Source organism: Paenibacillus campi, from assembly GCF_034659835.1.
GTDB lineage: Bacteria > Bacillota > Bacilli > Paenibacillales > Paenibacillaceae > Saccharibacillus > Saccharibacillus campi.
Map to the genome: position 1 here is coordinate 69,478 of NZ_JAXSQZ010000012.1, position 11,101 is coordinate 80,578.

The 11,101-nt window shown below is 49.3% G+C and carries 8 protein-coding genes and 1 pseudogene; 1 reads left to right on the forward strand and 8 read right to left on the reverse strand.

Going from position 1 to position 11,101, the window contains the following annotated elements; genetic code table 11:
• Window positions 1–74: 74 nt before the first annotated feature.
• From fba to iolA, 5 genes are all read right to left on the reverse strand, one after another.
• On the reverse strand, window positions 75–944 hold the full coding sequence (gene fba, locus U1I11_RS20255) for a class II fructose-1,6-bisphosphate aldolase (protein WP_322907944.1): 870 nt from the start codon (window positions 942–944) through the stop codon (window positions 75–77).
• 215 nt (window positions 945–1,159) lie between these two features.
• Window positions 1,160–3,073, reverse strand: a complete 1,914-nt coding sequence (iolD, locus tag U1I11_RS20260) for a 3D-(3,5/4)-trihydroxycyclohexane-1,2-dione acylhydrolase (decyclizing) (RefSeq protein ID WP_322907945.1) — start codon at window positions 3,071–3,073, stop codon at window positions 1,160–1,162.
• A gap of 36 nt (window positions 3,074–3,109) precedes the next feature.
• Window positions 3,110–4,099 (reverse strand): 5-dehydro-2-deoxygluconokinase, encoded by a 990-nt coding sequence (gene iolC / locus U1I11_RS20265; protein WP_322907954.1) that lies wholly within the window; start codon window positions 4,097–4,099, stop codon window positions 3,110–3,112.
• A 93-nt stretch (window positions 4,100–4,192) separates the two neighbouring features.
• A complete protein-coding gene (gene iolB / locus U1I11_RS20270) occupies window positions 4,193–5,014 on the reverse strand; it encodes a 5-deoxy-glucuronate isomerase (protein WP_322907946.1) in 822 nt (273 codons plus the stop codon).
• 30 nt (window positions 5,015–5,044) lie between these two features.
• Window positions 5,045–6,520 (reverse strand): methylmalonate-semialdehyde dehydrogenase, encoded by a 1,476-nt coding sequence (gene iolA, locus U1I11_RS20275; protein ID WP_322907947.1) that lies wholly within the window; start codon window positions 6,518–6,520, stop codon window positions 5,045–5,047.
• A gap of 366 nt (window positions 6,521–6,886) precedes the next feature.
• Between iolA and U1I11_RS20280 the strand changes: the two genes are divergently transcribed.
• The gene (locus tag U1I11_RS20280) at window positions 6,887–7,636 is read left to right on the forward strand and encodes a DeoR/GlpR family DNA-binding transcription regulator (RefSeq protein ID WP_322907948.1); all 750 of its coding nucleotides are present in this window, start codon (window positions 6,887–6,889) and stop codon (window positions 7,634–7,636) included.
• A gap of 658 nt (window positions 7,637–8,294) precedes the next feature.
• Here the strand turns inward: U1I11_RS20280 and iolG are convergent.
• From iolG to U1I11_RS20295, 3 genes and pseudogenes are all read right to left on the reverse strand, one after another.
• Window positions 8,295–9,332: a bifunctional inositol 2-dehydrogenase/D-chiro-inositol 1-dehydrogenase gene (gene iolG, locus U1I11_RS20285; RefSeq protein ID WP_322907949.1), complete on the reverse strand. Its 1,038-nt coding sequence runs from the start codon at window positions 9,330–9,332 to the stop codon at window positions 8,295–8,297.
• 173 nt (window positions 9,333–9,505) lie between these two features.
• Window positions 9,506–10,402 (reverse strand): myo-inosose-2 dehydratase, encoded by an 897-nt coding sequence (gene iolE / locus U1I11_RS20290; protein WP_322907950.1) that lies wholly within the window; start codon window positions 10,400–10,402, stop codon window positions 9,506–9,508.
• Between the two features lie 330 nt (window positions 10,403–10,732).
• A pseudogene (locus tag U1I11_RS20295) lies at window positions 10,733–11,101 on the reverse strand (DUF5704 domain-containing protein); the annotation flags it as partial.

Here is an 11,101-nt window from a genome sequence, read left to right on the forward strand (position 1 = left end):
ATGAAACACAAAAAGAGATCAAAATCAGTCCCTTCTTGTGTTTCGTCTAATCCTAATCTTATTTGGCTTAAAAGTTAAGTAGAAATGATCGCCGCTTTCCCACTAGAGCGGAATTCGCGGATTTTAGCGCGTACGCTATCTTCGATCGCTGTGCGGGCAGGGGTCAAAATCGTACGTGGTTCGGTCGTTTCGGTATTTTCCGCCAATGTGCGGCGCAGTTGAAGCGACCAGGCGGTGACGCTTTCGGTGTTAATATTCACTTTGGCATGACCCAGTTCAATAGCACGCGTCAGCTGCGATAGTGGGATACCGGATGCACCGTGTAGTACAAGCGGAATGCCGATCGCCTGCGAGATCGCTTCCATTTCTGCAAAACCGAGCTGCGGTTCACCGATATATTTACCATGTACCGAGCCTAGTGCGGCTGCGAGCGCATCGATTCCGGTCTCGCTTACGATTCGTTTGCATTCCTCCAAATCCGCATATTGAATGCCGCCGACCAATCCATCTTCCACTCCGCCCACTGTGCCGACTTCCGCTTCAACCGAAATGCCATATGGTGCCGCATATTCGACCACTTGGCGGGTATGTTCGATATTTTGCTCGATCGGGCCGTGTGAGCCGTCGAACATGACCGAGGAGAAACCTGCATCGATCGCGCGCAGACAGCTTTCGACCGATTTGCCATGATCCAGATGCAAAGCGACCGGTACGGTGATGCCTTTTTCCTCCACTAGCACACGCACAAGTGTGGCAATCGTGCGATAGCCGCCGAGAAAGTCGATCAAACGATCCGAAGCCGCTACGATGACCGGTGCCTGCTCTGCCTCCGCCGCATCCAGTATCGCATGCACCCACGACAATCCGTTCACATTAAACTGACCGACGGCATATTGCTCATTACGCGCCTGTTGCAGCATTTCTTTCATGGATACCAGCGTCATGCGGTAGCCCCCTTTATACAGATCAGGCGCAGGTAATCATTACCATGCGCCTGTTGTGTAACTAGAGCAAGTGTTTGCTTGCTCGCGGTAAACCGGAACGCCCTAGAGCAAGCGAGCTTCTTGCTCGCCGTAAACCGGAACGATCCAACCGGTTTACCCTCTCTCCCCATAACCAAGCCTGCTTCATAGCGCACCACGCTAATCGCCAACAACGCTCAATATTGCCGCGCCTTTTCCAACATCTGCTGCTTGCTTTCATGTGCAGCCTGTACAGCTTCACGCTCCGATACAGCTGCCACACCGACATGCCACCAGCTTTCGTAACCGTCGGTCATCGTTTTCGGCAGTACTTTCATTTCGATCAGTGTGCAGCCATCATGCCCTTTGGCATCTGCGATCGCTGCGCGAATGTCGGCTGGCGTATTGGCGCGATATACTTTTGCCCCATAGCCTTCAGCGACTTTGGCATAATCGATATTCATAATACGATTGTTGGTATCGCGGAATTCGCAATAAAAGCTGCCGCCGCCGTTGCCCATTTGCAAATTGTTAATACAGCCAAAACCGGAGTTATCGAACAACACGATATTGATTTTATAATTGTATTGTATCGCTGTAATCAGCTCGGTATGCAGCATCAGGAAACTGCCGTCACCGACAAGCGCATACACTTCGCGGTCAGGATGCGCGATTTTGGCGCCGAGTGCACCGGCAATTTCATAACCCATACACGAGTAGCCGTATTCCAAATGATACGTATTTGGCACATCCGCCTGCCACATGCGCTGCATATCGCCTGGCAATGAACCTGCCGCTGCGATCACGATGCTATCGCCATCGACCGCTTCATTAACGACAGCGAGCGCTGTCGTCTGTGTCAGCTCGGTAGCGAGCGCATCTGCATATTCATTGAGCATCTCTTGTGTAAAATGATCTTTGATCTCCGGGTCAAACCCTGCGCGTTGGAAACTAATCTCGGCAAGACGCTGCCGCTCGCGCGCCCATTCTGTTCTCCACTGCGCAATCTGTACATCCCATGCACTAGTGTAGCCGTGCAAACGCTCTTGCAAACGTTCCAGCGCTTGTCTGGCATCCGCGACGACTGTTACCGCATCCAGCTTGTACGCCTGCATCCGGCTCACATTAATGTTCAGAAAACGGGTATGTTCAGGATCGAATGCCGTTTTGGACGAAGTGGCAAAGTCGGTATACCGGGTGCCGACGCCGATAATTAGATCGGCTTCACGTGCCGCTTTGTTGGCAGACAGCGTTCCGGTCACACCAAGCCCGCCCAGATTGTGCGGGAAGCTGGATTCGACCGTCGATTTGCCAGCTTGTGTTTCCACGAGCGGAATGCCGTATGCTTCGGACATCCGAATTAATTGTTCGCGTGCACCGGAATATTTGGCACCGCCGCCGACAATGATCAACGGCTTTTCGCTGCTGCGAATCAGTTGCTCTGCCGCTGCCAATTCGCGCTCATTCGGCTCAAGACGATCCAGGTAATGAACGCGTTTTTGGAAAAAGACTTCATCATAGTCGTACGCTTCACCTTCGGTATCCTGACAAATGCACAGCGTCACCGGGCCGCCTTTTGCCGGATCGGTCAGCACTTCAAACGCACGGATTAGACTGCTCATGAGCTGTTCAGGACGTGTAATACGATCCCAGTAACGGGATACCGGTTTTAGCGCATCATTAGTCGTAACCGCCGGGCTATAGTCTTGCTCGATCTGCTGCAATACCGGATCAGGCTGTCGGCTAGCAAATGTATCGGCAGGCAACAACAGCACTGGAATATTGTTTGCCAGCGCCGTCCCCGCAGCCGTCACCAAATTGGCGGAGCCAGGACCGGACGATGATGTAACCGCAAAGATTTTACGGCGCAGCTTTTCCTTGCTGTAAGCGATCGCGGCATGTGCCATCCCTTGCTCATTTTTGCCTTGAACTATTTTCAGATGACCCGGGTCTTGCTCCAATGCCTGACCGATGCCAAGCACATTGCCATGACCGAATACGTTAAAAATACCTTCCACAAACGGCGTCTCTACACCGTCCACTTCAATATATTGCTGATTCAAAAAGCGGATTAGCGCCTGCGCGGTCGTAAGTCTGATTTTATTTCCCATTCGGAGTCTCCACCTTCGTTAGAATGTATCGGCTGCTCAGGACGGAATAACAGGTTGCTGTCCGATCAGCGTCTCGATTTCATCGACAGTCGGCATCGCATCAGAGGAACTATGTTTACTTACTACGATCGAAGCGGCAGCGCTTCCATATTGTAGAGCTGTGCCGATATCTTTGCCGCGGATCGTAGCGTATAAGAACGCTGCCGCATAGGAATCGCCGGCACCGAATGTTTTGAGCACTTTCGTTTTGTAAGCATGTCCACGATACGTTTCACCTGTGTTCGTGTACGCATAGGAACCTTCTACACCGTGTTTAATTACAACGAGACTGGCACCGGCGGCGAATAGCGTCGATGTCGTTTCTTCATTAGAACCGTTACGGCGATTTTCCATCACATCATATTCATCGCGTGTACCGATGACGATATCGCATTGCGCCGCCACGAGCGAATAATAGACAGCCGTTTCTGCAGGCGATGTCCATGTGTACGGACGATAATCAAGTTCAAACGCAATCTTCACGCCATGATGACGCGCATACTGAATCGCTTGCAATGCCGCTTCACGGGATGGGCTTTGCGCAAGCGCCGTACCGGAAATGAGCAGCAGACCAGCAGCACGCACGTACTGTTCGTCGATCTCGTCTGGACGTAAGTACAGATCAGCTACCTGATCACGGTACATCAAAATGCTGCATTCTTCCGGGCTTTTAATTTCGGTAAACGCAAGCCCTGTTTTATGCCCTTCGGTATCAACGACAAAATGTCCCGCATCCACACCGGCACGCTCCATATAGCTGCGAATAAAGCGTCCATGCTGATCATTGGCGATTTTGCCGATAAAGCCGGTTTGCAATCCAAGCCGTGCCGCACCGATCGCGATATTGGCAGGTGACCCACCGACATATTTGGAAAAGGTCATCGTCTCCTCCATCGGTCGATTGTATTCCACTGCATTCAGGTCAATACAAGCACGACCGAGAGTGACAAGCTCAAAACGCGGGGTGCTGCTTTGTGTATCCGTCATTTGCTTCAACGCTCCTTTATCGATTGGCAATCTGGCAGGCGAACGGCGGTGCCACGATCTTAACATCGCTGTGGCACCGCCTTCCCTTATGGCTCAGTCGCGGTTCAAAATCCACTCATGATCCGGTTCATTGTAAAATTTCCATATCCGCTTTGGCCCAGCCATTACGTTTAAATAGTAGGACGTATAGCCATCCGGCACACCGACCGGATGATAACCAGCAGGCACGATAACGACATTGCGATGCTCAACCGCCATCGTCTCGTCGATGCTGCGATCATCCGTATATACACGTTGGAACACAAAACCTTGTTTGGGCGCGAGTTCATGATAATACGTTTCTTCCAATAACGATTCCTCTGGCAGCAAATCGCGATCATGTTTATGCGGCGGATAACTGGAAAAATTTCCGCCTTCCGTATACACTTCCACTACGAGCAAGCTGCTGGCAGACGGATCGCTATCCGGTAAAATATCATGTACCATGCGCTGGTTATTGTATTTACCGCGATGCACAACGCCGACGCCGGAAGCAGGCAGCAGCTTCGTTGGCAACTGTTCCAGCGCTGGCGAATAGCATAGTGCGACCGTAGCAGCCGTCACCGCCTCGACCGTAAAACTCGCACCGCCGGATACAAATACGCTATCGGTCGGCTTTTTCTCAAATACACTATCCCGTGTACCGATTTCCTCAAAACGATGTTCACCTGCACTAACGGTAATTTTCCCAGTGAGCGCGACGATACAGCATTCATCTTGTTGAAGCGTCTGTGCATAGACGGCACCAGCCGCCAGGTCGATCAGTTTAAAGCCTACATATTCCAGCGGCGAATCGCTCGTTAGCACTTCTTGAATAACGGTAATGCCTTCACCGCCCGCTTGTGATTGTGGTTTGCGCAACAGATGACTGGTCACTTCGGTTCCTCCTGTATCGTTCCCGTAGGATTATTGAAAATCAGGTTCTGGGTAACGTGCGGTTACAACCTTTTTGCGTGTATAAAAGTCTACGCTGTCTTTGCCGTTCGCATGTAATGTGCCATAAAAAGACGATTTCCAGCCGGAAAATGGGAAAAATGCCATCGGTGCAGGCACGCCCAAATTAATGCCAAGCATACCGGCGTCGATATGTTCACGGAAATAGCGGATCGCATTCGCATTGGAGGTGAACAGACAAGCTCCATTGGCAAATTCGGACTGATTGGCAATCTCGATCGCTTCCTTCAAGTTTTTGACCCGGATGACCGATAATACCGGTGCAAAAATCTCATCTTTCCAAATCGTCATCTCTGGTGTGACGCCTTCAAAGATCGTCGGGCCGATAAAATAGCCATCATCAGACATGCGCTCACGTCCATCCAACAGCAGGCTTGCGCCTTCTTCAATGCCTTTTTCGATATAATGTACGGTACGCTTTTTGTTGTCTTCGCGAATGACCGGGCCGAGGAATACACCATCATCCAGACCGTTACCGATTTGTACTTGTATCGATTTTTGTTTGAGACGGGCGATAAACTCGTCAGCAATGCCTTCTTCAACCGTGACGACCGCACATGCCATACAGCGCTCACCTGCCGAGCCGAATGCGGCGGAGACGACGTTCGTTAGTGTATCTTCCATATGCGCATCGTTCAGCACGATCGTATGATTTTTGGCGCCAGTGAGTGCTTGAACGCGTTTTAAGTTTTCGCTACCTTTTTTGAATACATATTCACCGACCGGCTTGGAGCCGACAAACGAGATCGCTTTAATGTCCGGATGTTCCAAAATGCCGTTAACGACATCATGCGCACCGTATACCATATTAAACACACCAGCCGGCAAGCCTGCTTCGGTGAACAGCTCGACCAGCTTTTCGGTCAGCAGCGGCGTACGTTCAGACGGTTTCAAAATAAATGTATTACCGAGCGCAATCGCCATCGGGAACATCCAGCACGGCACCATCATCGGGAAATTAAACGGTGCAATCCCACCAACGACCCCGATCGGGTAACGATAATTCGCCGCTTCCACATCGGTAGCGATCGATGCGAGCGAATCGCCCATCATCAGTGTAGGCGCACCAGCGGCAAATTCCACATTTTCAATACCGCGTCCAACTTCGCCTAACGCTTCGGTCAAGTTTTTGCCGTTTTCGATCGTAATTAGACGTGCCAGTTCTTCGCGATGCTGACTGAGCAATTGCTGAAAGTTAAACAGAATACGTGCGCGTCTTGGCACGGCGACCTGCTTCCATTTTTCAAAAGCGGCTTTCGCTACTTCGGCGGCATGCTCGATATCTTCACGCGTCGAGATCGGCACTTGGCAGATCAGTTCTTTGGTCGCCGGATTGTAAACGTCTTCATAGACTGTAGTCGTGCTCTCTACCCATTTACCGCCGATATAGTTTTTCAGCTTTCTCGCCGTGCCTGTCAGTGTGCTCATACTTCCTGGCTCCTCTCAACATTGCAAATTTGAAATGATCGCCGTGCATCATCGCACCGGCTTCACGAATCATCATTTGGTTATATTTTGGTTATATTCGTATGATATATAATAAATATTTTAACGTCAACCCTGTTCTATCGGCAAAACGGCTCAAACGGTTGACATTTTAATGAAAAAGACTGAAAAACATTGATGTATAAGCAAAAAAATGCGTTTCGAACACATATTGTTAACGTTTTTTTGCATGTTTTCATCATTATTACCGCTTTCAACCTAGCAATTCATCCAAACTTTTAATCATATATTGATTATATTTTGGTTATATTTTATATTATACTCATCAAAAGTAATAGGAGAATGTGTATGAAAGCGAGACGGCTGCAAGATATCGAGGCTTACATCCATGCCCGGAAAAATGTCACACTGGATGAGCTATGCAACCATTTTGACGTATCCAAAAATACGATTCGCCGCGATATTAACCAGATCGTCGGCAAAGGTTCGATCGAAAAAGTATACGGCGGCGTCACTTCCACCAGCGAGCTGATCCCGTTTGAAAATCGCACGACCCGCAACCAGATGAAAAAGAACGATATCGCCCGCCTTGCCGCCGCCTGCATCGATGAGGACGATCTCGTGTATATCGATTCCGGTACGACGACACGGCATATTGCTGAGCATTTAAATCCGGAACTACGATTGACGATTTTGACAAACAGTCTGGATGTGATCAATTCGGTTGCTGAGATGCCTAATGTAAGTCTGCTCGTGATCGGCAATACGTATAAGGCGAACACACGCTCATTTGTCGGTATGGACAATCCGTTGGCATTGCAAAAGTACAATGTGACAAAGGCGTTTATGGCAGCAACTGGCGTTAGCATCAGCCACGGGCTGACCAACTCCGATCTGCTGGAATATGAGATTAAAAAGGCGATCGCCAGTAAAGCGCAACAGCTAATTGCCCTTGCCGACAATAGCAAATTCGGCAAATCGACTTTACTTACGTACGCTGCGCTGGAAGATGTCGATATTCTGATCTCCTCCGAGCAGCCGGATGAGCAGTATACTAGCTTTTGTGCACGACATGGGATTGAGCTGTTCTATCCTTAGGAGTGCGTGCAAACTTGTTTTGTTTTGGCATACACGACTGCGGTACGGAATAAAGGGACAGACTCCCGTGTCGACCAGGAATCTACGGAGGAGAAGGAAAGGTAGATTCCTAGTAGGCTGTCTCAAATGGAAATTGTGTTTGAACGTACCTTAACCTTAACTTATTCATCATCAAGCAATGGTTAGATCGACAAACCGCAAATGTATTTGATAGAAGCTACTAATACCTTGACCGAGATTAATTTGATTGTTGAATCTGTTTTAAGATCGCATTGATTAGGATTTTAGTACACAGTCAAAAATAACATTTAACTTGGTCAAGGCAACAGTCTCACAAGAGGTAACGTATTGGGCTGCGCAAAAACCTTTTTCACTGCACCCCGTGTTTGGAAACCGCAACCACTAACATCGTCCTTTCCTCTTATTTCCTTCCCGCAGTGAAATGCTGCTCGCAGCATTAGTATTGACGCGCATAAGTAGGAGACAATGGCAAACCGACATCCGTACAGTACTACACCTTAAATGCAGTTTACTTTAAATTAACGTTAAACCGCATGCCTGCACAAACGTTCGATAGCCACACGAAACAGCCTGTCTGAGCTAGCGGGAATTTCCTGTGCTCAAACAGGCTGTATTTTTGATGTTTATGATCTATCCTTTACACACTACGCAGCGCCGCCTTGCCGTAAAATTCCGGTTTTGCTTCCAGCTCGATCGCTTCCTCTTGTCCGGACTGTTGCGCACGTACACAAGCATCGGCTGTCACAGCGGCGACATAACCATCCCATGATGTTGGGCCTTGCAGTTCGCGGTCTTGGTTGATACAGTCGATAAAATCTTGCAATTCGCGGTCATACGAATCGATAAAGCGATCTTTCCAATCCATCAGCAAGTTCATGCCGAGTTGTGCATCTTTGCGATACGTAATGCCTGCCACTTCTGGTAGGCGAACGATGCCGTCTTCACCGATAATTTCGCATTGGATATCATAACCGTATTTGCAATTGACAAAAATCTCGGTCGTGATCAAAATGCCGCCGCGTGTTTCGAGCGTGATCACTTGTGGGTCGCGCAGATGGGGCAGTGCATTGCGTGTCTTTTTCGGAAAAGCAACACGTGCGGATACGTAGTCATCATTGACGAGCCAATGCAGCACATCAATCTCATGGATAAATGTATCGGTTACCGCCATATCGGTTGTGTACAGCTCCGCTGAAGACGGGTTGCGGTGTGCGCAGCGAATCATAAGCGGTTCACCGATAAAACCTTGTTCTACCGCCTCTTTTAACTGAATATAGCCGCTATCATAACGGCGCATAAAGCCGACTTGGACGAGTCGTTTGCCATGCTTGATTTCGGCGTCCACGATTTCGCGGCAACCTGCTGCTGTTGTCGCGAGCGGTTTTTCGCAAAATACGTATTTGCCTGCCGCGATTCCTGCCAGCACGCTTTGCTGATGCGCAGGGCCCCAGCTTGCTACCAAAATTGCATCCACTTCAGGAGCGGCGATCAAGGACAGATCGTCCGGGTAAATTTTCGCTCCGCTCAAGCCGTAACTTTCAATCGCCAGTGCAGCGGCGTCCGCGTTCACATCGGTTACAGCAACGATCTCCGCTCCGCTCAAATTGCACGTAATCCGGCGAATATGATCCCGTCCGATCGCGCCTGTTCCGATAACTCCAATACGTAATGTCATTTTGCTTGCCTCCCAGATTGAGATACGGCAACTGTGCCGGCGGCATTGTATGCACAGCGAAACAGTGCCCATTTGCTAAACGAACGTATTTCTTTGACTGCTTGTCATTCGGTTGCTCTCGTTTATACTTAGATTTCTGCCTATCGACTTATTTTATCGCGCTATGGCGCTTACTAAGTGGCAGTATGCAGCAAATGCTCATCAATATACCGACGCGCAATAAGCGCATATTCAAGCGGATGCGCCACCTCCGGGTCTTGCTCCGCTTCCACGACGATCCAGCCGCTATATTCGTGCTGTATCAAAAAGGTATACACTTCACCAAACTCAATACAGCCATCCCCTGGCACGGTGAACATCCCGCTCAAAAAGCAGTCGCGGAACGATCTGCCTTGTTCGCGGCAATCCGCCAACACTTGCAAACGCGCATCTTTAAAATGAACATGACGAATACGATCGATATGTTTACGCAGCACCGACATATACTCACCGTCTGATACATAAATATGTCCGGTATCGTACAACAAATGCACATGTTCAGCATCGGTGCCAGCCATTAAGCGCTCGATTTCTGCCGCCGTCTGCACACCTGTGCCCATATGGTGGTGATAAACGAGTTGTAAACCGTACTCTGCCGCCACCTTGCCCAGCTCATTCAAACCGCTGCACAATACAGCCCATTCCGCATCGTCAAAATACGGCTTTTGCGCAAACACATCATGATCGAGTCCTTGCACACTGTACGTCTGCTCGGAAATGACGATCACACTCGCTTCCACCGCTTGCAAATAAGTACATTGCGCGCGAAAAGCAGGCAGCACCTGCTCCAGCCCATCCTGAATCAAATAACTGCTGAACCATTGCCCGGCAATGCGCAGTTTACGCAGCTTTAGCTCACGCTTCAAAACGTCTGCCGCTGGGAAAAAACCGCCCACCTCGGTGCCTTCAAAACCAGCGACAACAATATCGCTCAATAGATGCGATAACGTATTGCTGGCACCGATCTCCGGCACATCATCATTACGCCAGCCAATCGGCGCAATGCCCCAGTGAATGCTCTGTGCTGTCATATCCGTCCCCCTGCCCTCTACAAATGAGTATGTTGGTGAAATAATGGTTAACTTTTGATTATGATATGATTAAATACTATTATTAAAAACGCTTACAGTCAATTGCATTTTATATTTTTTACAGCACCGTTGACAACAGCTATGTATGCGCAGCCCAAAGACCGCTCTGTATGTCATAACAGAGCGGTCTTTGCATCCAATACACTTGCTGTTCGCAAGCGTGTCCATGCTCGCTCGTTTCGTTAGCACGTGTAATAGGTCGGTACGCAACCCTTGTGTTGTGAAACATGAACCACTTATGAGGCAAGATCATCCTTCTTGAACCTATACTCAATGCGTGCCACGGCTCGTATAATCATCCACCACACTATGATCCGTATCATAAAACAACACATCCCCATCTGCCACCTCATACTGTACCCCATACGGATCGGTCAGCATATGATCGCGTTTCCCATCTGTATGGTCATACCCTTCTTTGTCCCACCATTGATTGCTACCAGGCGCGTGCATATATTGCAAACGCGGGTGCGCGATATCGCCATTTACAATCGTTTCCATGTTAAAATTGACGACAATAAACCCCTGCTTCAGAAAAATCGGTGACTTCTCATCCAGTCCTCCATGTGACCGCGCATATGCCGCCAGATCGGTTCCTTTGGGCACGACATACACCTGTGCAGGCAAACTATATTCCCC